Source organism: Rhizobium jaguaris, assembly GCF_003627755.1.
Taxonomy (GTDB): domain Bacteria; phylum Pseudomonadota; class Alphaproteobacteria; order Rhizobiales; family Rhizobiaceae; genus Rhizobium; species Rhizobium jaguaris.
In genome coordinates, this window is sequence record NZ_CP032694.1 from 3,378,151 (window position 1) to 3,403,247 (window position 25,097).

21 protein-coding genes and 1 pseudogene are annotated in these 25,097 nt (G+C 61.1%); 14 read left to right on the plus strand and 8 right to left on the minus strand.

Features of this window, described 5'->3' with window-relative positions; all coding sequences use genetic code 11:
• Positions 1-29: 29 nt before the first annotated feature.
• Positions 30-1,643 carry an AMP-binding protein gene (locus tag CCGE525_RS16465; RefSeq protein WP_120706445.1) on the minus strand — a complete coding sequence of 538 codons (1,614 nt, stop codon included), beginning with the start codon at positions 1,641-1,643 and terminating at the stop codon, positions 30-32.
• A gap of 301 nt (positions 1,644-1,944) precedes the next feature.
• Here CCGE525_RS16465 and CCGE525_RS16470 point away from each other — a divergent pair.
• From CCGE525_RS16470 to CCGE525_RS16505, 8 genes and pseudogenes are all read left to right on the plus strand, one after another.
• Positions 1,945-4,265: pseudogene (locus CCGE525_RS16470) on the plus strand (bifunctional salicylyl-CoA 5-hydroxylase/oxidoreductase).
• A gap of 7 nt (positions 4,266-4,272) precedes the next feature.
• Positions 4,273-5,061: an SDR family NAD(P)-dependent oxidoreductase gene (locus CCGE525_RS16475; protein ID WP_120706446.1), complete on the plus strand. Its 789-nt coding sequence runs from the start codon at positions 4,273-4,275 to the stop codon at positions 5,059-5,061.
• On the plus strand, positions 5,058-5,909 hold the full coding sequence (locus tag CCGE525_RS16480; protein ID WP_120705223.1) for an enoyl-CoA hydratase family protein: 852 nt from the start codon (positions 5,058-5,060) through the stop codon (positions 5,907-5,909). The genes CCGE525_RS16475 and CCGE525_RS16480 overlap by 4 nt, the downstream gene beginning before the upstream one ends.
• A gap of 4 nt (positions 5,910-5,913) precedes the next feature.
• Complete coding sequence (locus CCGE525_RS16485; RefSeq protein ID WP_120705224.1) at positions 5,914-7,095, plus strand: acyl-CoA dehydrogenase family protein; 1,182 nt, start codon at positions 5,914-5,916, stop codon at positions 7,093-7,095.
• Positions 7,096-7,109: 14 nt separating this feature from the next.
• Positions 7,110-8,291: an acyl-CoA dehydrogenase gene (locus tag CCGE525_RS16490; RefSeq protein WP_120705225.1), complete on the plus strand. Its 1,182-nt coding sequence runs from the start codon at positions 7,110-7,112 to the stop codon at positions 8,289-8,291.
• Between the two features lie 8 nt (positions 8,292-8,299).
• Positions 8,300-8,731 (plus strand): acyl-CoA thioesterase, encoded by a 432-nt coding sequence (locus tag CCGE525_RS16495; RefSeq protein WP_120705226.1) that lies wholly within the window; start codon positions 8,300-8,302, stop codon positions 8,729-8,731.
• Positions 8,709-9,104 carry a RidA family protein gene (locus CCGE525_RS16500; RefSeq protein ID WP_120705227.1) on the plus strand — a complete coding sequence of 132 codons (396 nt, stop codon included), beginning with the start codon at positions 8,709-8,711 and terminating at the stop codon, positions 9,102-9,104. Before CCGE525_RS16495 ends, CCGE525_RS16500 begins: the two co-directional genes overlap by 23 nt.
• A 12-nt stretch (positions 9,105-9,116) precedes the next feature.
• Positions 9,117-11,084 carry a 3-hydroxyacyl-CoA dehydrogenase NAD-binding domain-containing protein gene (locus tag CCGE525_RS16505; protein ID WP_120705228.1) on the plus strand — a complete coding sequence of 656 codons (1,968 nt, stop codon included), beginning with the start codon at positions 9,117-9,119 and terminating at the stop codon, positions 11,082-11,084.
• Positions 11,085-11,090: 6 nt separating this feature from the next.
• On the opposite strand, the gene CCGE525_RS16510 is transcribed toward CCGE525_RS16505, so the two are convergent.
• The 3 genes from CCGE525_RS16510 to CCGE525_RS16520 all read right to left on the minus strand — a co-directional run bounded on the left by CCGE525_RS16510 (position 11,091) and on the right by CCGE525_RS16520 (position 14,208).
• On the minus strand, positions 11,091-12,302 hold the full coding sequence (locus CCGE525_RS16510; RefSeq protein WP_120705229.1) for an adenylate/guanylate cyclase domain-containing protein: 1,212 nt from the start codon (positions 12,300-12,302) through the stop codon (positions 11,091-11,093).
• A gap of 158 nt (positions 12,303-12,460) precedes the next feature.
• Complete coding sequence (locus tag CCGE525_RS16515; protein WP_120705230.1) at positions 12,461-13,363, minus strand: SDR family oxidoreductase; 903 nt, start codon at positions 13,361-13,363, stop codon at positions 12,461-12,463.
• Between the two features lie 104 nt (positions 13,364-13,467).
• A complete protein-coding gene (locus CCGE525_RS16520) occupies positions 13,468-14,208 on the minus strand; it encodes an SDR family oxidoreductase (RefSeq protein ID WP_120705231.1) in 741 nt (246 codons plus the stop codon).
• Between the two features lie 124 nt (positions 14,209-14,332).
• On the opposite strand from CCGE525_RS16520, the gene CCGE525_RS16525 reads away from it, so the two are divergent.
• The 3 genes from CCGE525_RS16525 (at position 14,333) to CCGE525_RS16535 (ending at position 17,286) form a co-directional block, all read left to right on the plus strand.
• On the plus strand, positions 14,333-15,244 hold the full coding sequence (locus CCGE525_RS16525) for a LysR family transcriptional regulator (RefSeq protein WP_120705232.1): 912 nt from the start codon (positions 14,333-14,335) through the stop codon (positions 15,242-15,244).
• Between the two features lie 140 nt (positions 15,245-15,384).
• Positions 15,385-16,731: an LLM class flavin-dependent oxidoreductase gene (locus tag CCGE525_RS16530; protein ID WP_120705233.1), complete on the plus strand. Its 1,347-nt coding sequence runs from the start codon at positions 15,385-15,387 to the stop codon at positions 16,729-16,731.
• Between the two features lie 12 nt (positions 16,732-16,743).
• Positions 16,744-17,286 (plus strand): carboxymuconolactone decarboxylase family protein, encoded by a 543-nt coding sequence (locus tag CCGE525_RS16535; protein WP_120705234.1) that lies wholly within the window; start codon positions 16,744-16,746, stop codon positions 17,284-17,286.
• Between the two features lie 179 nt (positions 17,287-17,465).
• On the opposite strand, the gene CCGE525_RS16540 is transcribed toward CCGE525_RS16535, so the two are convergent.
• Positions 17,466-17,894, minus strand: a complete 429-nt coding sequence (locus CCGE525_RS16540; protein ID WP_120705235.1) for an OsmC family protein — start codon at positions 17,892-17,894, stop codon at positions 17,466-17,468.
• A gap of 153 nt (positions 17,895-18,047) precedes the next feature.
• Between CCGE525_RS16540 and CCGE525_RS16545 the strand changes: the two genes are divergently transcribed.
• Positions 18,048-19,313: a glycerate kinase type-2 family protein gene (locus CCGE525_RS16545; protein ID WP_120705236.1), complete on the plus strand. Its 1,266-nt coding sequence runs from the start codon at positions 18,048-18,050 to the stop codon at positions 19,311-19,313.
• A 95-nt stretch (positions 19,314-19,408) separates the two neighbouring features.
• On the opposite strand, the gene CCGE525_RS16550 is transcribed toward CCGE525_RS16545, so the two are convergent.
• Complete coding sequence (locus tag CCGE525_RS16550) at positions 19,409-19,612, minus strand: hypothetical protein (protein WP_120705237.1); 204 nt, start codon at positions 19,610-19,612, stop codon at positions 19,409-19,411.
• A gap of 341 nt (positions 19,613-19,953) precedes the next feature.
• Between CCGE525_RS16550 and ggt the strand changes: the two genes are divergently transcribed.
• A complete protein-coding gene (gene ggt, locus CCGE525_RS16555) occupies positions 19,954-21,699 on the plus strand; it encodes a gamma-glutamyltransferase (protein ID WP_120705238.1) in 1,746 nt (581 codons plus the stop codon).
• A 3-nt stretch (positions 21,700-21,702) separates the two neighbouring features.
• Here ggt and CCGE525_RS16560 read toward each other — a convergent pair whose 3' ends face one another.
• Positions 21,703-22,572, minus strand: a complete 870-nt coding sequence (locus tag CCGE525_RS16560; RefSeq protein ID WP_120705239.1) for an NmrA family NAD(P)-binding protein — start codon at positions 22,570-22,572, stop codon at positions 21,703-21,705.
• 424 nt (positions 22,573-22,996) lie between these two features.
• On the opposite strand from CCGE525_RS16560, the gene CCGE525_RS16565 reads away from it, so the two are divergent.
• Complete coding sequence (locus tag CCGE525_RS16565; protein ID WP_120705240.1) at positions 22,997-24,451, plus strand: MFS transporter; 1,455 nt, start codon at positions 22,997-22,999, stop codon at positions 24,449-24,451.
• 84 nt (positions 24,452-24,535) lie between these two features.
• Here the strand turns inward: CCGE525_RS16565 and CCGE525_RS16570 are convergent, their stop codons facing one another.
• Positions 24,536-24,964, minus strand: a complete 429-nt coding sequence (locus CCGE525_RS16570; protein WP_120705241.1) for a GNAT family N-acetyltransferase — start codon at positions 24,962-24,964, stop codon at positions 24,536-24,538.
• Positions 24,965-25,097 lie beyond the last annotated feature (133 nt).

Below are 25,097 nucleotides of genomic sequence, written 5' to 3' on the forward strand. Positions count from 1 at the left end.
AGGCAAGAAAACGCCGCCTGACGGTATACTTAGCTACGCAGGCGGAAGCGCTGTATCTTGCCGGATTCGGTCTTCGGCAGGGCTTCGACGAAGACAATGGAACGCGGATATTTATAGGGCGCGATTATTGCTTTGACGTGATCCTGCAACGTCTTGACCAGCAAATCCGAGCCCGCGATGCCCGGCATCAGCACCACATGCGCCTGAACGATATGGCCACGATCTTCGTCCGGCTTGCCGATGACGGCGCATTCCAGCACGTCGACATGCGACAGAAGTGCCGCCTCCACTTCCGGCCCGGCGATATTGTAGCCGGCGGAAAGAATAATATCGTCGGAGCGCGCAGCGAAATAGAAATAGCCGTCTTCATCCTCGATGAAGCTGTCGCCCGTCAGGTTCCAGCCATCTCTGACATAATCGGCCTGACGGTGGTCGGCGAGGTAGCGGCAACCGATCGGGCCTCGAACCGCGAGCTTGCCGATCGTGCCGCGGGGGACCTCCTTCATGTCGTCGTCAACGACGCACGCCTCATAGCCGGCAAGCGGCTTGCCGGTACAATGGGGCTTGGCATCATGAAGCCGGTTGGAAATGAAGATATGCAGCAACTCGGTCGAGCCGATGCCGTCGAGGATCGGCTTGCCTGTCTTGCGCGTCCACTCTTCGAAGATCGGACCAGGCAACGTCTCGCCGGCTGAAACCGCAATCCGAAGCGAGGAGAGATCCGCCCCCTCCTCCATCGCGGCCAGCATGGCGCGATAGGCGGTCGGCGCGGTGAAGCTGATCGTCGCGCCATATTCCTGGATGATCTCGACCATGTTCTTCGGCGAGGCGTTTTCCAGCAGGGCCGTCGATGCCCCGAAGCGCAGCGGGAACACGACCAAACCGCCAAGCCCGAAGGTAAAGGCGATCGGCGGCGAGCCGATGAAAACATCCTCCGGCGTCACCTGCAGGACTTCCTTGGCATAGGCATCGGCGATGATGAGGATATCCCGATGGAAATGCATGGTGGCCTTGGGAACGCCCGTCGACCCCGAGGTGAAGCCGAGCAGCGCCACATCATCCCGCCCGGTCTTTGCCGCCTCGAAACGCACCGGCTTGTTAAGCGCGATCCGGTCAAGCTCGGCATCGTGATTGGCGGTGCCATCGAAACCGACAACCTGCTTCAAAAACCGGCTATCCTTCGCCGCCGCAACGAGTTCTTCCAGCAGCCTCGTGTCGCAAAGCGCGAACGAGATTTCCGCCTTGTCGATGATCTTCGAAAGTTCGCCAGCCCTAAGCATCGGCATTGTGTTGACTGCGACGGCGCCGACCTTGGTCACCGCCAGCCAGCAGGCAATCATTGCCGGATTGTTGCCGGAGCGGATGATAACGCGATTGCCGGGCTTGATACCGATATTCTCGACGAGCGCATGAGCGATACGATTGGTCCAGTCCGCCAGTTCCTTATAGGTACGCCGGCGGCCATTGCCGATCAGCGCGACGTGATCGCCGAAGCCGCGCTCGACCATGCGGTCGCTGAGCTCGACACCCGCATTCAACCATTCGGGATAGTCGAAGCCATCTAGCAACAACTCCGGCCACTCCCCTGCCGGCGGCAGGTTGTCGCGTGTGAATGTATCGGCATGACCAGTCGGTCCAAGCATGGTTCGCTCCCGCATTCCTCTCGAGCCAATTCGCTGCCCAACGCCGATCTCCCGACAGCGCCTGCAGCTTTGTCGAAAATGATTGCACCGAAGACGCAATTGTTCAAGAAAGAAATTTTAAGCCTAAAACAATGCCCAATAAGCATTGATTCAAAAGCATTTTTTGATCGCGTTGCCTCTGAAGGATCGTTTTTCGTGCCGAGACTCCCGCAAGACAACTCTTGACGAATGGCGGCGACAAGATATTTTAAACTTAAATAATTCGAGTGACCCGACTTCGGTGTCACAGGAGGGATTAGCGATGAAAATCGTCTGCATCGGCGGCGGACCCGCGGGCTCTATTTCGGGCTTCTGATGAAGAAGCTGCATCCCGAGCATTCCATCAAGGTCGTCGAGCGCAACCGCCCCTATGACACCTTCGGTTGGGGGGTCGTCTTCTCCGATGCAACCATGGTGTCGATGCGCCAATGGGATCCGGAGAGTGCGGCCGAAATCGAGGACGCCTTCAACCATTGGGACGATATCGAAGTCTGGTTCAAGGGAACGCGCCAGCGCACCTCGGGTCACGGCTTCGTGGGCATCGGCCGCAAGAAGCTGCTGAACATCCTGCAGAAGCGCTGCGAGGCTCTGGGCGTCGAACTGATCTTCGAGACCGACGTCACGTCCGATCTCGACTTTCCGGACGCCGATCTGATCGTCGGTTCGGATGGTTTGAACTCACGGATTCGCAACCATTATCCCGAAGTCTTCCAGCCGGACATGATCACCCGGCCGAACCGCTATATCTGGCTCGGCACCAACAAGCTCTACGACGCCTTCACCTTCGATTTCCGCAAGAGCGAGCACGGCTGGTTCCAGGCACACATCTATAAGTTCGATGACAAGACCTCCACTTTCATCGTCGAAACGACCGAGGAAGCCTACCTAGCCCACGGTCTCGACAAGATGGACCAGGACGGCTCGATCGCCTTCTGCGAGAACCTGTTCTCGGAAGTGCTTGACGGCGCCTCGCTGATGACCAATTCCCGCCATCTCCGCGGCTCGGCCTGGCTGAATTTCAACCGGTTGATCTGCGGCAAGTGGAGCCATTTCAACGGCAATTCGCACGTCGTGCTGATGGGTGATGCAGCCCACACCGCCCATTTTGCCATCGGCTCCGGCACCAAGCTCGCCATCGACGACGCTATCGAGCTGACCCGACAGTTTCAGATCCATGGTCACAGCAAAGAGAAGATCCTGGCGGTCCTCGAAACCTACGAAGAAATCCGCCGCGTCGACGTCGCCCGCATCCAGAATGCGGCGCGCAACGCCATGGAATGGTTCGAGGTGGTCGGGCGGCGCTATGCCGACACGCTGGAACCCGAGCAGTTCATGTATTCGATGCTGACCCGCTCGCAGCGCATCAGCCACGAGAACCTGCGCCTGCGCGACAAAGACTGGCTCGAAGGCTACGAGCGGTGGTTCGCCAAGAAATCCGGCCTTGCGGTCGGCAACGACCGCTGCCTGCCGCCGATGTTTACGCCCTATCAGCTACGCGACGTATCGCTCGTCAACCGCATCGTCGTCTCGCCGATGGCGATGTATTCGGCGCAAAACGGCGTGATGAACGATTTCCACATCATCCATCTCGGTTCGCGCGCTCTGGGCGGTGCTGGCCTCGTCTTTGCGGAAATGACCTGCGTCACGCCAGATGCCCGCATAACACCCGGCTGCCTTGGTCTTTGGAATGAGGAACAGGCGGCACAGTGGAGGCGGCTTGTCGAATTCGTGCATACGAACAGCGCCGCCAAGGTCGGCATCCAGCTCGGTCATGCCGGCCGCAAGGGGGCGACGAAGGTCGCCTGGGAAGGCATCGATCAGCCGGTTGCCGAGGGCGAATGGCCGCTGATCTCAGCCTCCGCCGTTCCCTATCTCAAGAACAGCCAGGTACCGAAAGCCATGGACCGCGCCGACATGGATCGCGTCAAGGCCGACTTCCTCCATGCCACGGAATTGGCGATCACCACTGGTGCTGACTGGCTGGAACTGCACTGCGCTCACGGCTATCTCCTGTCGAGCTTCTTGTCGCCGCTCACCAATTTGCGCGAGGACGAGTACGGCGGCAGCCATGAAAACCGCGCTCGTTATCCCCTGGAGATTTTCCGCGCCATGCGTGCGATCTGGCCGGAGGACAAGCCCATGTCTGTCCGGCTTTCCTGCCATGACTGGACCGATGGCGGCAACACGCCGGAGGATGCGGCTATCTTTGCAGCCATGTTCAAGGACGCCGGCGCCGACTTGATCGATTGTTCGTCGGGCCAAGTGTCGAAGGAAGAAAAGCCGGTTTACGGCCGCCTGTTCCAGACACCGTTCTCGGACAAGATCCGCAATGAGATCGGCATCCCGACCATTGCCGTCGGTGCAATCTCTGAGGCCGACCACGCCAATTCGATCATCGCCGCCGGTCGCGCCGATCTCTGCGCTGTCGCCCGCGCGCATCTGGCTGATCCCGCCTGGTCGCTGCACGAAGCCGCCAAGATCGGCCTGAGCTCGATCCCCTGGCCGAAGCAATATCTCTCCGGCAAGACGCAATACGAAACCAATCTTGCCCGCGCGGCCGCCGCTGCCGCACCGGCAAAGTGAGGAAACGATGACGACGACCGGCAAACTCGCGGGCCGTCACGCCCTTGTCACTGGCGCCGGCAGCGGCATTGGTGCCGCAATCGCGCGGGCGCTCGCTGCTGAGGGTGCTCGCGTGACGCTGGCTGGGCGGAGAAGAGAACAGCTGGAGGCGGTAGCTGCCGAAATTGGAGCAAATGCCGTCGTCGTTGGCGATTTCGACGTCACCAATGCCGACGCGATCGCGAACGGCCTGCGCATCGCCCACGAGAAATTCGGCCCCGTCGATATTCTCGTCAACAATGCGGGCGAGGCGCCAAGCGCGCCGTTTGAGAAGACCAGCCTGGACATGTGGAACCGCGTCCTCGCGGTCGATCTCACCGGTGTTTTCCTGGTGACGCAAGCCGCCCTGCCCGATCTCAAAGCGCATGGAGCAGGTGCCCGCATTATCAACATCGCTTCGACGGCGGGCCTGACCGGCTATGGCTATGTTTCCGCCTACGTCGCCGCCAAACATGGCGTCGTCGGTCTGACGCGCTCGCTGGCGCTCGAACTGGCAAAGACTGGCATCACCGTCAACGCTGTCTGCCCCGGTTTCACCGATACGCCGATCATCGAACGCTCGATCGCAACGATCGTCACCAAGACGGGACGCACCGCAGAACAGGCGCTTTCGGAATTCACCAAATCCAATCCGCAGGGACGGCTTGTCAAACCCGAGGAGGTTGCCGACACCGTTTTATGGCTGGCGTCCCCGGCCGCTGCATCGATCAATGGACAGGCAATCGCGGTTGCCGGTGGGGAGGTTTTAGCAGGATGAGCGATCGGGACATGACGATGCAGGGCCATCTCAAGCCCTTCAGGGACTACAAGCCACAGCATTTCCTTTGGGAAGTCAGTGAGGATGGCCGCGTCGCCACCATCCGGCTGAACCGGCCGGAACGCAAAAACCCGCTGACATTCGACAGCTACGCCGAACTGCGCGATCTCTTCCGCGACCTTGCCTACGCGTCTGACGTTCGCGCCGTGGTATTGACCGGAGCTGGCGGCAATTTCTCTTCCGGCGGCGATGTCTTCGAGATCATCGAACCCTTGACCCGCATGGCAATGCCCGAGCTTCTCGCCTTCACGCGCATGACCGGCGATCTGGTGAAAGCCATGCGCAAGTGCCCGCAGCCGATCATCTCTGCCGTCGATGGCATATGCGCCGGCGCGGGCGCCATTCTGGCGATGGCTTCCGACATGCGTCTGGCAACGCCGGAAGCCAAGACGGCCTTCCTGTTCACTCGCGTCGGTCTTGCCGGCGCCGACATGGGCGCTTGCGGCATCCTGCCCCGCATCATCGGCCAGGGCCGCGCCGCCGAACTGCTCTTTACCGGCCGTTCGATGACATCGGCCGAAGGCCATGCCTGGGGTTTCTACAACGGCCTGCATGCCAGCGCCGATCTGGAGCAGGAAGCCGTCAAGCTCGCACGCTCACTGGCCGACGGACCATGGTTCGCGCATGGCATGACCAAGACCATGCTGAACCAGGAATGGGCGATGGGCATCGACGAGATGATCGAATCCGAAGCGCAGGCCCAGGCCGTCTGCATGGCGACGCAGGATTTCCGCCGCGCCTTCGAGGCCTTCGCCGCCAAGCGCAAGCCTGAATTCCAGGGGAATTGAGGCGATGTCCGCGGTATCAAGCCTCCCGGGTCCGACACGGGACCATTTGGATTGGCCGTTCTTCGATGAACGCCACCGGGAATTCGCGGCTGAAGTGGACGCTTTCGCCAAGTCCTCCGCCATGGCCGAAATCGACCATGGCGATGTCGACGGCGCCTGCCGTAAGCTGGTCAAGGCGTTTGGCGAGGCCGGCCTCCTTACAGCCGCGACCGGCACTTCCGACAGCTCTCCACTGATCGATTCCCGCCTCGTCTGTCTTGCCCGTGAAACGCTTGCCTGGCACGACGGCCTTGCCGATTTCGCCTTTGCCATGCAGGGCCTCGGCACCGGCGCGATCGGCCTTTCCGGCTCGGCCGAGCTGCGCGCCGCCGTGCTGCCGAAAGTGCGCGCCGGCGACTGGCTTTCCGCTTTCGCGCTGTCGGAAAAGGATGCCGGTTCGGATGTTGCAGCGATGGCCTGTGCCGCCCGTGCCGATGGCGATTATTATGTCCTCGACGGTGAAAAGACCTGGATTTCCAATGGCGGCATCGCCGATGTCTATACGGTGTTCGCCCGCACAGGCGAGGCGCCGGGCACGCGCGGCATTTCTGCTTTCGTCGTCCTTGCCGACGATCCGGGCTTCTCGATCGCCGAGCGCATCGAAGTCATCGCGCCGCATCCGCTCGCGACGATCCGTTTCGAGAATTGCCGCATTCCCGCTTCGCGCCGGCTTGGCGCACCGGGCGAAGGCTTCAAGATCGCCATGCGCACGCTCGATATCTTCCGCGCCTCCGTTGCCGCCGCAAGCCTTGGCTTTGCCCGGCGGGCGCTGGACGAGTCGCTGGCCCATGTCCGCACCCGGCCGATGTTCGGCGCGACGCTCGGCGACCTTCAGTTGACGCAGGCCGCCCTCGGCGATATGGCGACCGGCATCGACGCGGCGGCCTTGCTCACCTATCGGGCGGCCTGGCGTCGCGACGTGCAGCACCTGCCGACGACGCGCGAGGCGGCCATGGCCAAGATGACGGCCACGGAAACCGCGCAAGCCGTCATCGACCGCGCCGTCCAGCTGTTCGGCGGACGTGGCGTCAAGGCGGGAGAGATAACGGAAAAACTCTATCGGGAGATACGCGCGCTTCGCATTTACGAGGGTGCGACGGAAGTTCAGAAACTGATCGTCGCGCGCGAGCTTCTGAAAAACAATTGACGGGAGAAAAGACGATGAGCCGCGAGATTTTCGATTGGGCCGATCCGTTCCGCCTGGCGGAGCAATTGAGCGATGACGAGCGCATGGTGCTGGACACGGCTCATGCCTATGCGCAGGAGAAATTGGCGCCCCGCGTGCTCGAAGCTTTCCGCCACGAGAAGACCGATCCGTCGATCTTCCGTGAGATGGGCGAACTCGGCCTGCTCGGCCCGACGATCGCGCCGGAATACGGCGGCGCCGGCCTCGGTTATGTCGCCTATGGGCTGATCGCCCGTGAGGTCGAGCGCGTCGACAGCGGCTACCGCTCGATGATGAGCGTGCAATCCTCGCTCGTCATGGTGCCGATCAATGCCTTCGGCTCCGAGGCGCAGAAGCAGAAGTATCTGCCGAAGCTCGCGACCGGCGAATGGATCGGCTGCTTCGGCCTCACCGAACCGAACCACGGCTCCGATCCCGGCTCGATGGTGACTCGGGCCAAACAGGTCGATGGCGGCTACAGCCTGACCGGTGCCAAGACCTGGATCTCCAATGCGCCCATCGCCGATGTCTTCGTCGTCTGGGCCAAAACCGAAGACGGCGTTATCAGAGGCTTCATCCTGGAAAAGGGCTGGAAGGGCCTGTCCGCCCCGGCCATCCACGGCAAGGTGGGCCTGCGCGCCTCCATCACCGGCGAAGTCGTCATGGACAATGTCTTCGTGCCGGAAGAAAATCTGCTGCCGAACGTATCGGGCCTCAAGGGTCCTTTCACCTGCCTGAACTCGGCCCGCTTCGGCATCGCCTGGGGCGCGCTTGGTGCGGCTGAGGATTGCTACGCCAAGGCGCGGCAATATGTGCTCGACCGCAAGCAGTTCGGCCGGCCGCTCGCCGCCAACCAGCTCATCCAGAAGAAGCTTGCCGACATGGTGACCGAGATCACGCTCGGCCTGCAGGGTTGCCTGCGGCTCGGCCGGATGAAGGAAGACGGCCATCCGCCAGTGGAGCTGACCTCGATCCTGAAGCGCAATAGCTGCGGCAAGGCGCTCGACATTGCCCGTGCGGCCCGCGACATGCTCGGCGGCAACGGCATATCCGACGAGTTCGGCATTGCCCGCCATCTCGTCAACCTCGAAGTTGTCAACACCTACGAAGGCACCCACGACATTCACGCCCTCATCCTCGGCCGCGCCATTACCGGCATCGCCGCTTTTTCGAACTGAGGCCGGCCGTGGCGTTCAAAACCACCAGACCTCTGCGCTTCGGAGACTGCGATCCCTCCGGGATCGCTTACTTTCCGTCCTATCTGAACATCCTGGTCGGGGTGCTGGAGGATTATTTCGCGTCGCTGGGCTTCCCCTGGAAGACGCTGGTTGACGACCGCCGCATCGGCGTGCCGACCGTGCGGCTCGACGTGACCTTCGTGCGGCCCGGCTTCCAGGGCGACGAGCTCGATTTCGTGCTGGCGGTGCGCGGCATCGGCCGTTCCTCGCTCGATCTGGAACATCAGGTCTCGGCGAATGGACACGTTCTGTGGACCGCCCGTCATCGTGTCGTTTCCACCTCCCTCGACACCCACCAATCGCTTGCATGGCCGGACGATATCCGTGCCGCACTGACCCCTCATCTGGAGACGACCGATGCACACCATCCTGCAACCTGAAGGCTGGGCCAAGCCGATCGGATATGCCAACGGCATGGCGGCAACCGGCCGCATGGTGTTCGTTGGCGGCCAGGTCGGCTGGAACGCCGCCTGCGAATTCGAAAGCGACGATTTCGTCGAGCAGGTGCGTCAGACGCTGAAGAATGTCGTCGCCATCCTCGCCGAAGGCGGCGCCGAACCGAAGCATATCACCTCGATGACCTGGTATTTCACCGACAAGCAGGAATATCTCGCCAATCTGAAGGGCATCGGCCAAGTCTATCGTGAGATCATCGGCCGGCACTTCCCGGCCATGGCCGCTGTGCAGGTCGTCGCCCTCGTCGAGGATCGCGCCAAGATCGAGATCCAGGCGACTGCCGTTATCCCGGAATAGGATGGTCTGGTCATGTCGGCATTGCGCTTTTCGGACACAATCTCAGCGACGCTGACCGATGGCGTTCTCGTCGTGACCATCGACAATCCGCCCGTCAATGCGCTCTCGGCCGATGTCCGCGCCGGCCTGATGGCGGCGATGGATCACGCGGAGAAAGACAGTGCAATCGTTGCCCTTGTATTGACGGGGGCTGGCAACGCCTTCATCGGCGGCGCCGATATCAAGGAATTCGGCAAGCCTCCCATCGAGCCGCTGCTGCCGCAAGTCATTGCCCGAATAGAGAATTTCTCCAAACCTATCGTCGCGGCCATTAACGGTGTTGCCTTGGGTGGCGGCCTGGAAGTGGCGCTTGCCTGCCATAAGCGCGACGCCGGCCCCTCCGCGAAAATCGGCCTGCCGGAGGTCAAACTTGGCATCGTTCCCGGTGCCGGCGGCACGCAACGCCTGCCGCGCCTGATCGGCACCGCCGCTGCTATCGAACTGATCTCTAGCGGACGAATTATTTCGGCCAACGAAGCACACAAGCTCGGGATCATTGATGGCCTGATCGAAAGCCCGCTGATCGATGCTGCCATTGTCAGTGCCAAGAGCGCAGCCGATCTCCCCTTGCGGCGTACGGGCACGCTGTCTGTTCCGTCAGAACCTGCGGAAGCGATCGACAAAGCAGCCACAGAAGCCCTTCGCAAGGCACGCGGTCAGCGTGCCCCAGCCGAAGCCGTCCGTCTCGTTCGCCTCGCTGGGACGACCTCTCTTGCAGAAGGGCTAGCCGAAGAACGCCGCACCTTCATGGAACTCCGCGACAGCCGGGAGGCCGCAGCGCTCCGCCACGTTTTCTTCGCAGAGCGAGCCGCTGGCAGGGTCGAAAGCCTGGAAAAAGTCGCGCCGCGCAAGATCGAAACTGTCGGCATTGTCGGCACCGGCCTGATGGGCTCCGGTATCGCGGTGGCTGCGCTGAACGCCGGCTATCGCGTCATCGGCATCGAACAAACCCAGGACGCTGCCGACAACGGCCGCGAGCGGATTACCGGCATCCTCGACAAAGCCGTGCAATCCGGCCGCATCGATACGGCAGGCCGGGACGATCGCCTGAGCCGTCTGACGGTTGCCGCCGATGCTCAGGAGCTCGGACAAGCCGATCTCGTCATCGAAGCCGTCTTCGATGATCTGACCGTCAAGACCGAGCTGTTCCAGCGCCTCGGCAGCATCATTCGCACGGACGCCATCCTTGCGACCAACACCAGCTACCTCGATCCAAATGTCATCGGCGCCGCAACCGCGCATCCTGAGCGGGTCGTCGGCCTGCATTTCTTCTCGCCCGCCAATGTCATGCGGCTGCTGGAGGTCGTGAATTGCGAAAAGACGGCGCCGGATGTGCTGGCGAGCGCGCTCGCCTTCGCCAAGCGCCTTGGAAAACTACCGGTCGTCTGCGGCGTCACCGAGGGCTTCATCGGCAATCGCATCTTCTCCGCCTATCGCCGTGAGGCCGAATTCATGGTCGAAGACGGCGCACTGCCACATGAGATTGATGCGGCGCTGGAGGCCTTCGGCTTCCCGATGGGCCTCTTCGCGGTCTACGACATGGCCGGCCTCGAAATCGCCTGGGCGCGGCGCAAACGCCAGACGGCAACGCGCGATCCCGCCGCCCGCTATGTCGTCATCGCCGATCGCCTCTGCGAAGCCGGCCGCTTCGGACAGAAGGCCGGGCGCGGCTGGTATGCCTATCCCGACGGCAAACGCACCGTCGACCCCGAAGTGACGGCCATCATCGAAACTGCCCGCGCCGAAAAGGACATCGCGCCCAAAAGCTTTACGGCAGACGAGATCGTCACCCGGTTGCTGAAGGCCATGGCCGATGAGGGCGATGCGCTCTTGGCAGAGGGTATCGCCGCTCGCGCCAGCGATATCGATCTGGTGATGATCAACGGCTACGGTTTCCCCCCACACAAAGGCGGCCCGATGTTTGCCGCCGGCCGCCGGTGAAAGCCGTCACGCCGCCGACGACAGCAGCGTGAACAGCTCCTGCGGCCGGTTGACGCCGCGCAGCGCGTAGCGGCCGACCGAGACGAGATCGTTGCTCTGGCTGGACGCGAGGGCAGAGACGAAATTCGACGACATCAGTATGTTGCGGTCGGCCGAACGGCACATGGAGGCAATGCGGCTGACCTCGTTGACGGCCGGACCTATGACGGTAAAGTCCAGCCGGTCCATGCTGCCGATATTGCCGTAGAAAACATCACCGATGTGCAGGCCGAGATAGACGTCGGTCACCGGCCTGCCCTCGATCTGCCGCTGGGAATTGAGATCACGCAGCCGCTGGCGCAGCAACGATTCCGCCATTAGCGCCGCGGCACAGGCATCACCCGCATCGCGCGCTTTGAAGATCGCCAGCGTGCCATCGCCGATCAGTTTCAGCACATTGCCGCCGGCCTCGTGGATCGAGGAAATCACTGCGTCGGCGTAAGCATTCAGCATCGGAATGATTTCATCGGGCTCGGCCGTGTCGGAAATGCGGGTATAGTTGGCAAGGTCGGAAAACCACAGCGCCGCCGAGATGCGCTCGGCCTTGCCGCGCGTGATCTTCCCCTCGAGAACATGCCGGGCGGCATCTTCGCCGAGATAAACCTCGGCAATGGTTCGGGCAATGCGTCCCATGGCGGTACATTTGATTGCCAATGCCAGGGCCGGTGTGAGCTTGCGCAGCACACGCAGGTCCTCGTCAAGGAAACCTGCATCAGCGGCAGTGGCGAAGTGAGAATAGAAACAATCCATCTCACCGATGGTGCCCCCTTCTTCGAACCGGTGCACCATGGCGAGATAGTCGGTGTGACCGTCGGTCTTCAGCGTATCGAGCCCGAAGAAATCGATTGGGTCGCCGAAGCCTATGCGCCGACGCACCTCGTCTCCGCCTGTCGTCAGCAAATGATAGAAGGAGGAACGCAGCCAGTTCTCGGCGGCGATCCCCTGATGCGACGGGCCATATTCGAACTCGCGTTCGATCACCTGATTGCCGTCCCAACGGAAGGCACGACCTTCATAGACCGGATGCAGCGTATCCATCAGCGCCATCGCGCGATCGACATTGAGCCCGCGCTGACGGCATGCCTCGCAGAAGCCCGCCAGGATGTCGGCTTCCCCCATGCCTTTAAGGCCGCTCTGCATGAGCCAGGAGGCGATTTCGCCAATGTCCTTGTCGTTCATGGATATCTCCCGACCCCGGAATAGATTCGCTTTAATACGAAATAGGCGGCCTTGGAACGCTGCACAACGCAAATCGCCCAGCCAGAAACAAACGATCGCCGCTCCTGTGGCACAGAAGCGGCGATATCACACAGAAATGGTGCAGCAAGACGGTCGGTTCAACCCTTCACATGCGGCTTCAACAGATATTCCAGGCCGATGCGCCAGAAGAGTTCAGCGCGGACGCGGTCGGCGACGCCGTTGACGATTTCCGCGCCGTCCTCGGACGGATCGATATGGGTGCGGAACGGACGCGTGCCGAAGGGCATGTTGACGACATCGACGATAGCGACGGCGACCGAGGCGGCATCGGCGTCGGCGGGCTCCAGCGAAGCCAAACCCTTCAGCGCCTGATCCGGAACGCCGGCATAGGGACCATTGTCATATTCGGCAGCACGCGCCTTGTCGGCCGGCGAGCCGGAATGGGCAAAGTGGTTGGTACCCTTGGTGAAGGCGCCGGGCACGATGATGGCAGTTTCGATGCCCCACCGGGTCAGTTCGGACGCGTAGGAGACGGCGAGCGAATCCATGGCGGCCTTGGCGGCGAAATAGGGCGAGAGATACGGCGGCGTACCGCCGCGGGTGCTGGACGACGACACCCAGACCACCAGGCCCTTGCCCTGCTTGCGCAGATGGGGAAGTGCTGCTCGATTGACGCGCTGGGTGCTCAAGACGTTGATGTCGTAAAGCTGGGCGAACTGTTCCGGCGTGAAGGCTTCCGCCGGACCGAAGGACATGTGACCAGCATTGTGGATGATGACGTCGATATGGCCTTCCTGCTCGATAACCCTGGCGATACCTGCCTCGACGGAGGTATCAGAAGCGACGTCGAGTTCGACGGCCTTCAGGTCCACGCCGTTCTCCCTGGCGAAGGCAGCGACCTCGGCGACCTGCGGCGCATTACGGCCTTCTGTTTCGCGCATGCTGGCGTAGACGGTGTGGCCCGCCTTGGCGAGCGCGCGGGCAGTGAGAGCACCGAAGCCGCTCGATGCACCGGTGATGACGATAACTTGCTTGCTCATGATCGTATTCCTTTTCGAAGTGGCTGTGCCGCGAATGGGTGAAATGAGTTCAGATCGGTATGGGCCGGCGGCGACGGCCTTACCCCGCCGACACCTGGGAGGGCTCAGATCATGCCGCCATTGGCGCGCAGCGTCTGACCGTTGATCCAGCCGCCGTCCGGGCCGGCGAGGAAGGAGACGGCAGCGGCGATGTCTTCCGGCGTACCCAGCCGCTCCAGCGGGTTCATCTTGGCCATGCGATCGATCAGCTCGTCGCTCTTGCCGTTGAGGAAGAGGTCAGTGGCCGTCGGACCGGGAGCCACGGCGTTGACCGTGATCGACCGGCCACGCAGTTCCTTGGACATGATGCCGGTCAGTGTTTCGACGGCGGCCTTGGTGGCAGCGTAGACGCCATAAGTCTCGAGCTTGAGCCCGACGACGCTGGTCGAGAAGTTGATGATCCGGCCGCCATCGCGCAGACGCTTGCCGGCTTCGCGCAGCGTATTGAACGTACCCTTCAGATTGATGGCGATATGCCGGTCGAAATGGGCGTCGTCGGCATCGGCGATCTTGGCGAGCTGCATGATGCCGGCGTTGTTGACCAGGACGTCGACGCCACCAAAAGCGGCCTCGGCTGCATCGAACATACGGCGCACGGCTTCGGCATCGGAGACATCAGCCTTGGCGGTCAGCGCCTTGCCGCCCTTTTCCTCGATCCTGCGGGCCAGCTCCTCGGCGGCGGCTTCGCTGCCGGAGTAATTGATGACGACGGTGAAACCGTCTTGAGCGAGGCGTTCCGCAATCGCTGCGCCGATACCGCGGGACGCGCCGGTAACGATAGCTACCTTTTTGGAATTGTTGGTCATTGCCTTCATCCTTCACTGTGATTGCGCCGTAGCGCGTTTCGATGAGAGGAAGATGCCTCTTTTCAGATTGCGGATAATCAGCCATTATTTGACATCACTATCCGAAATTACCGAACAAAGAAAAATGGACAGATTCGATGCCATGCGGGTGTTTTCCCGCGTCGTGGAACGGCGCAGCTTCACGCTGGCCGCCGAAGACACCGGTCTGCCGCGCTCCACGGTGACGGACGCCGTTAAACAACTGGAGGCGCGGCTCGGCGTTCGCTTGCTGCAGCGAACGACACGGCATGTCAGCCCGACGCTGGATGGCGAAGCCTACTACCAGCGCTGCCTGCGTATTCTATCAGACATAGAAGATGCGGAGGGTGCCTTTGCCGGCGCCAAGCCGAAGGGCCTGCTGCGCGTCGATGTCCATGGCACGCTGGCCCGGCATTTCGTACTGCCGAACCTGCCTTCTTTCCTGGAGACCTATCCGGAAATCGAGCTCTACATGACAGAGGGCGACCGCTTCGTTGATCTCATTCGCGAAGGCATCGACTGCGTGCTGCGTGTCGGCACGCCGCAGGATAGCGACATGATCGCCCGCCGCGTCGCCCTGCTGGAGGAGATCACGCTGGCAGCGCCTGCTTATATCGAGCACTTCGGCATCCCTCAGCATCCGGAAGCCCTCGACGGCCACCGCATGGTCGGCTTCCGCTCGTCGGCGACGGGCGGATTGCTGCCGTTGGAGTTCATCGTCGATGGTGCAGTGCGCAATATTAGCCTGCCTGCGACAGTCTCGGTTAACGCCGCCGAAAGCTATTTTTCAGCGGCCAAGCTTGGCCTGGGCCTGATCCAGGTGCCGCGCTATCACGCCGAACATGCCCTGAAATCCGGCGAACTGGTGCACGTCCTCAAGGACTTTCCGCCAACCAGGACACCTGTCTCGATGCTCTATCCCCGCAATCGCCAGCTTTCCCCGCGCGTGCGCGTCTTCATCGACTGGCTTGTCAGGGTTTTTGCCCGACAAACAGAGGTGGAAAGCGGCGCTGGATGAATATTCCATGGAACCGATCAAATAAATGAAATCGGCTCTTTGAATGCGCCGATAACGCTCCTACGTCGAAGGCGATATTCTTGTAGGCGCCTGCCCGCGCAGGCTGCCATGAACCAGCGATGTCCGAGAGGGATGAACCCATGTCTGAACAGAAGCAACTCAAGCTTGGGGCCTTCATGCGCCCAGTCAGCCTGCATACCGGCGCATGGCGCTATCCCGGCTCCTATCCGGATGCGAACTTCAATTTCAAGCACATCAAGAGCTTCGCACAAGCGCTGGAACAGGCGAAATTTGATGCCTTTTTCATGGCCGATCATCTCGCCGTGCTGAACATGCCCATCGAGGCGTTGAAGCGCAGCCAGACTGTAACGTCTTTCGAGCCTTTCACGCTGCTCTCGGCGCTCGCCGCTGTCACCGAAAAGATCGGTCTCGTCGCAACGGCCTCCACCACCTTCGACCAGCCATACCACATCGCCCGCCGTTTCGCCTCTCTTGACCATATTAGCGGCGGTCGCGCCGGCTGGAATATCGTGACGACATCCAATCCGGACGCAGCACTGAATTTCGGCCTTGAAGAGCATATGGAGCACGGCGAACGCTATCACCGCGCCCGCGAATTCTACGATGTCGTCACCGGCCTCTGGGACAGCTTCGCCGACGACGCTTTCCTCCGCGATGCCGAAAGCGGCATCTTCTTCGATCCGGAAAGGATGCATGTGCTTGCCCACAAGGGCGAAGAGTTGAGCGTGCGCGGGCCGCTCAATATTGCCCGCCCGCCACAGGGTTGGCCGGTGATCGTCCAGGCCGGGCAATCGGATGCCGGACGCCAGCTTGCCGCCGAAACGGCCGAAGCGGTCTTCGCCGCCCCTCGCAATCTCGCCGACGGCAAGGCGATTTACGCCGACATCAAGAGCCGGATGCAGCGCATCGGCCGCAACCCGGATCACCTGAAGATCCTTCCCGCCGCCTTCATCGTCGTCGGCGATACGATCGAGGAGGCGAAGGCCAAACGCGCCAAGCTCGATAGCCTCGTCCATTACGACAGCGCCATCGCCTCCCTGTCGATCGCGCTCGGTCATGATGCCTCCAGCTTCGATCCCGATGGCCCGCTGCCGGAAATCCCGGAAACCAATGCCAGCAAGAGCGGCAGGGAACGCGTCATCGCATTGGCCGAAGCGGAAAAGCTGACCGTGCGCCAGCTTGCCCAGCGCCTTGGCGGCTATGCCGGCCTCGCCTTCATCGGCACGCCGCAGACCATTGCCGACGAGATGGAGCAATGGCTGCGGGAGGAAGGATCCGACGGTTTCAACGTCGTCTTCCCCTTCCTGCCGCAGGGCTTGCTGGACGTGACCACGCGTGTCGTTCCGGAACTGCAACGCCGCGGCATTTTCCGCCGCGAATACGAGGGCACGACATTGCGCGAACATCTCGGCCTGCCACGCCCGCAGAACCGCTTCTTCACACCGACTTCCGAAGCGGCGCAATAAGAGACACAGCAGATGAGCCATATCACGCCGATCGATTACGACACCGCCTCCGAAGCTGTCCGCGCCGAACACGACCGCGAAGTGGAGCTTCGCGGCCGCATGACCAATATGAAGCGGACGCTGCTGCACTCACCGGTGGCACACCGCATCTATGCCGAATGGTTCACGCTGCGCGAAGAACTGCGCCCGGCGCTGGACGACCGCGCCGTCTGGCTTTTCTGCCATGCCATTTCGCTGGAAAGCCGCTCGATCATCCCTGTCGGCTTCTTCCGCCGGGCGCTGATCAACGTCGGCCTGATGCCGGAAACCATCGTACCCACTGAAGACGAGGCGCTGCTGATCGATTTCGGCAAGGCCATCGTCAGGGATTCCAACGCCGTGCCGGAGGAATTGTGGGACCGATTGAAGGCGCGCTATGATGAACCGACGCTAGCCAACCTCGTGGCTTTCGCCGGCATCATGATTGCCACGGCGGTCTACAACAATGTGGTGAAAGTGGATATCGATCCTGAGCTTGGACCTTATCTGGAGGGATTTGAGTTCCCCTCGAAATAACGAAAAACCCCTCACCCTAGCCCTCTCCCCGTTTTGACGGGGAGAGGGGACGACCTTTGTTTCTCGCCTATTTCGTTGGTGAAGGGGACCGCGGTGGTGCATCTATCCCCTTCTCCCCGTCAAAACGGGGAGAAGGTGCCCTACAGGGCGGATGAGGGGCTTTCTCCACCTGCACTAACTCACCCCGAAATCACTGTCTCGAAGCTCGGATTTCCCCGGATCGTATTGCTGACGGTACAGATCTCGTCCTCGGCGGCGTGCGCGATGGCATTGCGGATCTCGTCACCGAAATCGCCTTTGATCGTGAAGGCGATGTTGAATTTTTCGACGCGCGACAGTCCTTCCGTCGCCTTCTCGCCAGTCACGACGGCAGTCACTTCCGTCAGTTTGTCGAGCACGCCGAGACTGCTTGCAGCCATGCGGGCGCTGAGTACGAGGCAGGCGGACAGCGACGAATAAAGCAGGTCGAGCGGATTGAAGCCTGGCTGCGATGGCGAGGTGACGATGTCGATTTCGCCGCCTGTCACCGACGTCACATGCGGAAGGCCGGTTCGGCCGACCGTCGCCGTAGCGCCCGTCTGTCTCGTCTTCACCTTCAACTCGGCCATATCGAAAATCCCTCAGATAAAATCGCTGAAACTGCTGCACAACACATAGGGATTCACCTCGCCCGACACAATCGTCGTTACCAGCCCTTGCGTGTTCATGTCAGTTGCGCCACCACATGATCATAAGCTCATCGCAGACAGGCAAATTTCGACATGACCGTTTCCGATCCCCGCGCTTTCCTCACCTCCCTCTTCGACGCAGCCGTTCGCGCCGCCGATCCTATGACCGGCATCCGCGCGCATCTGCCGGCAAAACCTAAGGGACGGACGATCGTCATCGGCGCTGGCAAAGGATCGGCGCAAATGGCTGCTGCCTTGGAACAATGCTGGGATGGCCCGCTGGAAGGGCTAGTGGTGACGCGCTACGGCTTTGCCGCCCCCTGCCGCTACATCGAGATCATCGAAGCCGCCCATCCTGTTCCCGATGAAGCCGGCCTCGTCGCCTCCGGGCGGCTGTTGAAGCTGGTCGAAGGATTGACGAAGGACGATCTGGTGATCGCCCTGATCTCCGGCGGTGGATCGGCACTACTGCCCTCCCCGGCGGGCAGCCTTACCCTTGCCGACGAGATCGCCGTCAACAAGGCGCTGCTCGCCTCCGGCGCGCCGATTTCGGCGATGAACGTCATCCGCAAACATCTGTCCACCATCAAAGGCGGCCGCCTCGCAGCAGCCGCCTATCCGGCCAAGGTCGTCTCGCTGGTGGTTTCCGATATCCCCGGTGACGATCCGGCCCTCGTCGCCTCCGGCCCGACCGTACCCGGCGCCGGTACATGGGCAGAGGCGCTGGATCTCATCCGTCTTTACCGCATCGAACTGCCCGCCGCCGTGCTCGCGCATATCGAAAAGCCGGAAGCCGATGCGCCGCCGACGGACGATCCGCGCTTTGCCCGCAATGAAGTGCATGTCATCGCATCGGCCGGCGTCTCGCTGGAGGCTGCGGCCAGAGTGGCGCGCGAGGCCGGCATCGAGGCGGCGATTCTTTCGGATGCGATCGAAGGGGAAGCCCGCGAGGCAGCCCATGTCCATGCCGCCATTGCCCGCGAGATCCTTCATCGCAATCGCCCTTCCGCCAAGCCGATCGTGTTGCTGTCGGGTGGGGAAACGACAGTAACGCTGACAGGCAAGGGCAAGGGCGGGCGAAACTCCGAATTTCTGCTGTCGCTGGCGATCGACATCGACGGCCACACCGGTATTTACGCTATGGCCGCCGATACTGACGGCATCGACGGCAGCGAAGACAATGCCGGCGCCTTTGCCGACGCAAGCACAGTGGCGCGGCTGCGCAAGGCCGGGCTAGTCCCCGCTGAGATGCTGAGAAACAACGATGCCTGGTCGGCATTCGACGCGATCGGGGACCTCTTCGTGCCCGGACCGACCGGGACGAATGTCAATGATTTCCGAGCCATCCTGATCGCCTAAAGCGCATCGCGACCTTTCAGGTCCATGCGTTTTAGGCCCGTGGTTTTGCGCATGTCGTTATCACAAAATCGCGGCACACTGTTGCACGATATGCGTTAGTCGCCGGGCTGCATTAGATCAGGATTGGTGGAGCAATCCTCGCAGCGCCAATAGGCGGGTGCTGTCGATGCCCACCGGAAAAAATGACGACGACAATGCGTGCATTCGATCTCGACGACATGCGCCTTCCTGGCGATGACAACCGGCTTCGGCTGGCTATTGCGTTCGTTCTTCCACTGCTCGAGTTTCGTGACGATCATGTCAGTCCTCCACGCAATACTTCCGCCTGCCACAGGCGCCTACCTAAAGTAGACTGTACTGATGAAGAAAATATTGCGAGTGCAAAAAGGCATTAACCGCCGCATTCAAAAGGCTCGAAAGATCGATTGCACACCTCTCGTTTAGCGCGTTTGCATTAACCCGATTAGCCGGATGACACTCTTGCCTATCGTCGGGACGAATCTCCATCAGGTCCCGATTCCGGGCACTCGGCTGCGACGGGCCGCTAGCGAAATTTCAACAGCAGAACGCATTTCAACACTAGACACAACGCCCGCGATAGGTTCCCTTACGGCAGAACCTGATTTCGGGAGGGACTATCATGCGCCATTTCCGCCAACGGGCGATATCCTCAGCCACCATCTTCGCCTTCGGGCTCTTTTCCATCACCACCGTTCAAGCCGCAGCACCACAGCCGGTCGAGGCTGAGCACGGCATGGTAGTCACTGCCCAACATCTGGCGACCGATGTCGGCGTCGACGTGCTGAAGAACGACGGCAACGCCGTGGATGCCGCGGTCGCGGTCGGTTATGCGTTGGCTGTGGTTTATCCGACCGCTGGCAATATCGGCGGCGGCGGCTTCATGACCATCCGGCTGAAGGACGGTAAGACGGCATTTCTTGACTTCCGCGAACGCGCGCCGCTTGCCTCGAGCAAGACCATGTATCTCGACGCCAAAGGCAATGTCGTCAAAGGCGCAAGCACGGACGGCTATCTTGCTGTCGGCGTGCCGGGCTCCGTCATGGGATTCGAGACCGCGCGCGAGAAATACGGCACGAAATCCCGTCAAGAACTGATGGCGCCGGCAATCCGCTACGCCAAGGAAGGTTTTGCTTTGAACCAGGCGGATGCCGCCGAGCTGAATGAAGGCAAGAAATGGCTGGCACGCGATCCGGCCGCGGCCGCTATCTTCGTCAAAGCAGACGGTAAGCCCTTCGAAACCGGCGACACGCTGACTCAGCCGCAGCTCGGCGCGGCCCTGTCCAGAATTTCGGAACAAGGTCCGGACGGCTTCTACAAAGGGGCGACCGCCGACGCCATTGTCAACGCCAGCCGCGACAAGGGCGGCATTCTGGCGAAGGAGGATTTCGAGCAGTACAAAGTCCGCGAACTCGATCCGGTGACGTGCAATTACCGGGGCTATGAGATCATCTCCTCGCCGCCGCCCTCTTCCGGCGGTGTGATCATTTGTGAGATCCTCAACGTGTTGGAAGGCTATCCGCTTTCCTATACCGGCTACGGCTCCGCAGCCACCGTGCATCTCATGGCCGAAGCCATGCGCCACGCCTATGTTGATCGCAATTCCGCGCTAGGTGATCCTGATTTCGTCAACAATCCCATCAGCAAGCTGCTCGATAAAGACTATGCCAAGAAAATCCGCGACAGCATCGATCCCTATCGCGCCGGCGTCTCCAAGAATCTGAAGCCGAACGGTCTCGGCGAGAGCACGGAGACCACACATTATTCGATCATCGACAATGACGGCAATGCGGTTGCCGTCACCTATACACTAAACGGCTCCTTCGGCGCCGGCGTGGTCGCGCCCGGCACCGGCATCTTGCTCAACAACGAGATGGACGATTTCACATCCAAGCCAGGGGTACCCAATCTCTACGGTCTGGTGCAGGGCGAGGCCAATGCCATCCAGCCGAAGAAGACGCCGCTTTCCTCGATGAGCCCGACCATCGTCGCCAAAGACGGAAAGCCCTTCATGGTGATCGGCAGCCCTGGCGGCGCACGCATCATCACGATCACTCTCGAATCGATCGTCAATGTTATCGATTTCGGCATGGATATTCAGCAGGCGATCGACGCGCCGCGTATCCATCACCAGTGGCTGCCGGACAAAGTCTATACCGAGCCCTACACGCTGTCTCCCGACACGATCAAACTGCTGACCGGCATGGGCTACAATGTTGAGGTCGGCGGCGATTGGCCGGTCTGGGGTCAGGCCGCCGGCATTCTCGTCGGCGGCAAGAGCCTAGGCGATATCGCCAAGGGTGGCGGAGCCCGCTACAACGGCGCGATGGACAGCCGCGCCGGCTCGGGTCTCGCCGAAGGCTACTGATCCCTAAGCGATCTTGGCGAGCTCAGCCAGCACGGTTTCAAAGGGCGTCGGCGCCACTACGTGTTCGTTGACTTCAGCAGGCTCGAAGTCGATCCAGCCGGAGCTGAAGCTTTCAATCATCTCGATGCGCGGCTCCGGCCACGCAGCACCCTGCGCCCGGAAACGCTGTTCCCACTCGGCGCGCGGGACGGGCTTGGCGACGACCGGGCGACCGATGGCTTGACCGATCAGGGTCGCGATTTCGATCTGGGTATAACGCTTCGGCCCTTCGATCTCGATCACCCGGCGGCCGGTCCAGGACTCGGCCATCGTCCTTGCCGCAATGGCACCGATATCGGCGGTGGCGATCATCGAATAAGGCTTGTCGAGCGGCGACAGATAGCTTGGCATCTCGCCGGTTTCGCGTGCTGGTGCGATATCCCACAACGAATTCTCCATGAACCAGGTCGGCCGCAGCGTGGCGACCGGCATGGTCAACGGCGCCAGCGCCTCTTCCAGCATATGCACCTGGGTGATAAGCCCGAGACCGGAGGTGCGCTGACCGCCGATCGACGACAGCATCACGACTTTGCCCGGCTGCGCGCGCTGGATGGCGGCCGCTTGTGCCGCGGCATCCCTGCGGGCACCTGGAAAACCGGGATCGGGTGCGAAATTCGGCGAGGCCATGACGAAGACGCCTTCGGCACCCTCGAAAGCCCGCGCCAGCGCATCGGCATCATCGAAAGTGGCGACGGCGACTTCCACGCCGAGCTTTTCCCATTCCGCACCCTTCGCCCGGTCGCGAACTACGGCCCGGATCTTATGCCCCGCGCTAATGAGCGCGTGTGCGGTCGTGCCACCGACCTTGCCGGTCACGGCAGTGATTACAAACATGATCTTCTCCTTGAAGATGTGGTTAGGTGTCAGAAGTCAGGCGGCCGAGGTCGGACCGGCTCCGATTTCGTTTCGGAAACCTTTATGCAACAGGATGGAACATGACTTAAGTGCGCTTATGTCAGCTTATTCCTGACATAAAATCAGCAATTGAAACACACCATCTTACGCGGGAAAACAGACCGTGATCGATACAACCAATGCTAATCGCTACTGCCTGTTCATCTGGCATTCATCGGCTGTGACATTCCTGCCCGCCTGCGTCGTTTTTTCCATTTCGATCAATAAGATTTGCAAATTCGGATATAGTCATCCCGCGTGAGCGGGAGTATACCAGCCCCCGTTCCAATCGGCCTTTGCGCCGTCACCAGACTTGCGGTTCTGTCTTTGGACCCCACCGCGCCATCGAGAGCGATCCCCGACAATGTCGGACCAGATTTTCCAGGCCGCCCCAACCCGGCGGGCCGCCCCTAGTTTTCGTGTTATCGCGCTTATCGTAGCAAGCGCCATGTTCATGGAGCAGCTTGACGCGACCGTTCTCGCCACAGCGCTGCCGACCATGGCGAGAGACTTTAGCGTCAGTGCGCCGGCGATGAGCATCGCGCTCACCTCCTATCTGCTCAGCCTCGCGATCTTCATTCCGGCGAGCGGCGCGATCGCCGATCGTTATGGCTCTCGCACGGTTTTCCGAACGGCCATCGCCGTTTTCGTGGTCGGCTCGCTCCTCTGTGCCCAGGCTCCCACCTTGTTCTTCCTCGTCGTCGCCCGCCTGATCCAGGGCCTCGGCGGCGCCATGATGATCCCGGTCGGCCGTCTCGTGCTGATGCGCAGTGTCGCGCGCAAGGATATGGTGTCCGCCATGTCCTGGCTGCTCATTCCAGCGCTTGTCGGCCCGATTCTCGGTCCCCCCATCGGGGGCATGTTCGTCACCTATCTCGACTGGCGCTGGATCTTCTACATCAACGTACCGATCGGCATTATCGGTTTCGCTCTCGTCACGATGTTCATCGAAGACGTGAAAGGCCCGAGGAACGGCCGCTTCGATCTGTCGGGCTTCGTCCTATCCGGCATTTCGCTCGGCTCGCTGCTGTTCGGCTTCGAAATGTCGAGCCGCGAAGGCGAAGGCTATCTGGCCGTGTTCCTGATTTCGATCGGCCTGCTGTTCGGCATCGCCTACCTTCGCCATGCCCGCAAGCATCCGTCGCCGATCATGGATTTCTCGCTGATGAGGGTACCGACCTTTGGAGCATCGGTCATCGCGGGCTCGCTGACGCGCATCAGCCAGGGCGCTACGCCCTTCCTCATTCCGCTGATGCTGCAGCTCGGTTTCGGCCTGTCCGCCGCCTCCGCCGGTCAGATCTCCATCGCCACAGCCCTCGGCTCGATGGCAATGAAGCCGCTGCAGCTCAAGATCCTGCGCAGGCTCGGCTTCCGCACCAGCCTGCTGATCTTCGGCGTGATCGGCACGCTCGGCTACGGGCTTTGCTCGATCTTCCGGCCCGACTGGCCGTTGCCGCTGATCTTCGTGATCCTGTTCTTCTGCGGCTTCTTCATGTCGTTCCAGTTCACGGCCTATAACACCATCGCCTATGACGAGATCGAGCGCGAGCGCATGAGCTCGGCGACGAGTTTCTATACGACGTTCCAGCAGTTGATGCTGTCGCTCGGCATTTGCGTCGCAGCTCTTGCCCTGCATGGCTCGATGTATGTGCGCGAACACGCGACCGCCGAGATGAGCGACTTCTCCGCCGCCTTCATCGTCGTCACCCTGATCGCGCTTCTCGCCATGGTCTGGAACGCCCGCTTCTCGAGCACCGCCGGTTCGGAAATCAGCGGCCACCGCAAGAAGTCGCCCGAGGACGCGCTCGGCGGACACTGAATTGCTTCAGCGAAAGTCTCGAAAAACTCGCTCGCCAGCGATCTTGCGACTGGCTAGCCGCAGCCCAATGAAGCAGGTCGTCATTCAGAACTTCTTTTTGAGGAAATATCGCGGAACAGCGCCGCTGCCGCCTTCAAGCTCGCCAAACAGCGTGTAGCCAAGCTTCTCGAAAAAGGGGCGAGCCTGGAATTCAAACGTGTCCAACCAGATGCCGATGTAGCCACGCGCCTTCGCGATCGCTTCAGCTTCCTCGATCAATCGAGTGCCGAGCCCCATTCCGCGATATTGTTCCGGCACGATCAGGAACTTGACGAAGGCCCAGCCGTAGCCGTCGACACCATAGAGACCGCCCGTGACTTCCTTCGTTTCCGGATCGCGGATAGCGATGGCGAAATCCGGTTCCTCCGGCGCGAAGTCCCGCATTTCGGCGTTGAAGGAAACCAACGCGGCGAGGATGCCAGCTTTCACATCAGGTTCGGGGTCTGTGGGAATGATCTCGATGAGAGGGCGCATGGGATGCTTGTTTCCAAATGTTCAGTTGTAAAACGCCGATTGAAGCGGCAGTTTTACATCTAATTTTTGCAGAAGCGCAAAACCGGACTCTCGCAGCGATCAACTTCGCGCAAGCCGTTCGAGAAATATTTTC

Excerpts from the sequence above, each read along its gene's own strand:
- CCGE525_RS16475 (WP_120706446.1), top strand. The coding sequence starts at position 4,273 with ATGACGACGACCGGCAAACTCGCGGGCCGTCACGCCCTTGTCACTGGC.
- CCGE525_RS16545 (WP_120705236.1), top strand. The coding sequence starts at position 18,048 with ATGACCGTTTCCGATCCCCGCGCTTTCCTCACCTCCCTCTTCGACGCA.
- CCGE525_RS16500 (WP_120705227.1), top strand. The coding sequence starts at position 8,709 with ATGCACACCATCCTGCAACCTGAAGGCTGGGCCAAGCCGATCGGATAT.
- CCGE525_RS16480 (WP_120705223.1), top strand. The coding sequence starts at position 5,058 with ATGAGCGATCGGGACATGACGATGCAGGGCCATCTCAAGCCCTTCAGG.
- CCGE525_RS16570 (WP_120705241.1), bottom strand. The coding sequence starts at position 24,964 with ATGCGCCCTCTCATCGAGATCATTCCCACAGACCCCGAACCTGATGTG.
- CCGE525_RS16530 (WP_120705233.1), top strand. The coding sequence starts at position 15,385 with ATGTCTGAACAGAAGCAACTCAAGCTTGGGGCCTTCATGCGCCCAGTC.
- CCGE525_RS16520 (WP_120705231.1), bottom strand. The coding sequence starts at position 14,208 with ATGACCAACAATTCCAAAAAGGTAGCTATCGTTACCGGCGCGTCCCGC.
- CCGE525_RS16465 (WP_120706445.1), bottom strand. The coding sequence starts at position 1,643 with ATGCTTGGACCGACTGGTCATGCCGATACATTCACACGCGACAACCTG.
- CCGE525_RS16515 (WP_120705230.1), bottom strand. The coding sequence starts at position 13,363 with ATGAGCAAGCAAGTTATCGTCATCACCGGTGCATCGAGCGGCTTCGGT.
- CCGE525_RS16505 (WP_120705228.1), top strand. The coding sequence starts at position 9,117 with ATGTCGGCATTGCGCTTTTCGGACACAATCTCAGCGACGCTGACCGAT.
- CCGE525_RS16550 (WP_120705237.1), bottom strand. The coding sequence starts at position 19,612 with ATGATCGTCACGAAACTCGAGCAGTGGAAGAACGAACGCAATAGCCAG.
- CCGE525_RS16565 (WP_120705240.1), top strand. The coding sequence starts at position 22,997 with ATGTCGGACCAGATTTTCCAGGCCGCCCCAACCCGGCGGGCCGCCCCT.
- CCGE525_RS16485 (WP_120705224.1), top strand. The coding sequence starts at position 5,914 with ATGTCCGCGGTATCAAGCCTCCCGGGTCCGACACGGGACCATTTGGAT.
- CCGE525_RS16560 (WP_120705239.1), bottom strand. The coding sequence starts at position 22,572 with ATGTTTGTAATCACTGCCGTGACCGGCAAGGTCGGTGGCACGACCGCA.
- CCGE525_RS16510 (WP_120705229.1), bottom strand. The coding sequence starts at position 12,302 with ATGAACGACAAGGACATTGGCGAAATCGCCTCCTGGCTCATGCAGAGC.
- ggt (WP_120705238.1), top strand. The coding sequence starts at position 19,954 with ATGCGCCATTTCCGCCAACGGGCGATATCCTCAGCCACCATCTTCGCC.
- CCGE525_RS16525 (WP_120705232.1), top strand. The coding sequence starts at position 14,333 with ATGGACAGATTCGATGCCATGCGGGTGTTTTCCCGCGTCGTGGAACGG.
- CCGE525_RS16490 (WP_120705225.1), top strand. The coding sequence starts at position 7,110 with ATGAGCCGCGAGATTTTCGATTGGGCCGATCCGTTCCGCCTGGCGGAG.
- CCGE525_RS16540 (WP_120705235.1), bottom strand. The coding sequence starts at position 17,894 with ATGGCCGAGTTGAAGGTGAAGACGAGACAGACGGGCGCTACGGCGACG.
- CCGE525_RS16535 (WP_120705234.1), top strand. The coding sequence starts at position 16,744 with ATGAGCCATATCACGCCGATCGATTACGACACCGCCTCCGAAGCTGTC.